The following is a 533-nucleotide window of genomic DNA, read 5'->3' as shown; positions in this document are numbered from 1 at the left end:
TTATTATGGTGGAGGATGACGGGATCGAACCGCCGACCCTCTGCTTGTAAGGCAGATGCTCTCCCAGCTGAGCTAATCCTCCGTTAAATGGTGACCCCTACGGGATTCGAACCCGTGTTACCGCCGTGAAAGGGCGGTGTCTTAACCGCTTGACCAAGGGGCCATTTTGAAAAAAATATGATGGCGGAGAGCAAGGGATTTGAACCCTTGATACGCGGTTAACGTATACACGATTTCCAATCGTGCTCCTTCGGCCACTCGGACAGCTCTCCATAAATGGCTCCGCAGGTAGGACTCGAACCTACGACCGATCGGTTAACAGCCGATAGCTCTACCACTGAGCTACTGCGGAATAATATAACAGCCTGGCGACGTCCTACTCTCACAGGGGCTTTCGCCCCAACTACCATCGGCGCTGAGAAGCTTAACTTCTGTGTTCGGGATGGGAACAGGTGTGACCTTCTCGCCATTACCGCCAGACCATTTATCAGACACTATTTTATTATAATGTCTTTTTCATATTTTGCAAGAGG

At 50.5% G+C, this 533-nt stretch carries 4 tRNA genes and 1 rRNA gene; all 5 read right to left on the bottom strand.

The features are described 5' to 3' along the window. Positions 1-6: 6 nt before the first annotated feature. Positions 7-82: transfer RNA gene (locus ACNQGS_RS29080), tRNA-Val, on the bottom strand. Between the two features lie 6 nt (positions 83-88). Beyond that, positions 89-163: transfer RNA gene (locus tag ACNQGS_RS29075), tRNA-Glu, on the bottom strand. 18 nt (positions 164-181) lie between these two features. Further along, positions 182-272: transfer RNA gene (locus ACNQGS_RS29070), tRNA-Ser, on the bottom strand. A 5-nt stretch (positions 273-277) separates the two neighbouring features. Further along, a tRNA-Asn gene (locus ACNQGS_RS29065) sits at positions 278-352 on the bottom strand. Positions 353-363: 11 nt separating this feature from the next. Then, a 5S ribosomal RNA gene (gene rrf, locus ACNQGS_RS29060) occupies positions 364-480 on the bottom strand. Positions 481-533 lie beyond the last annotated feature (53 nt).

This window comes from Neobacillus sp. PVCKKU3 (genome assembly GCF_058323225.1).
Note: the sequence above shows the minus strand (reverse complement) of the source record. Positions and strands in the feature narration are given on the sequence as shown.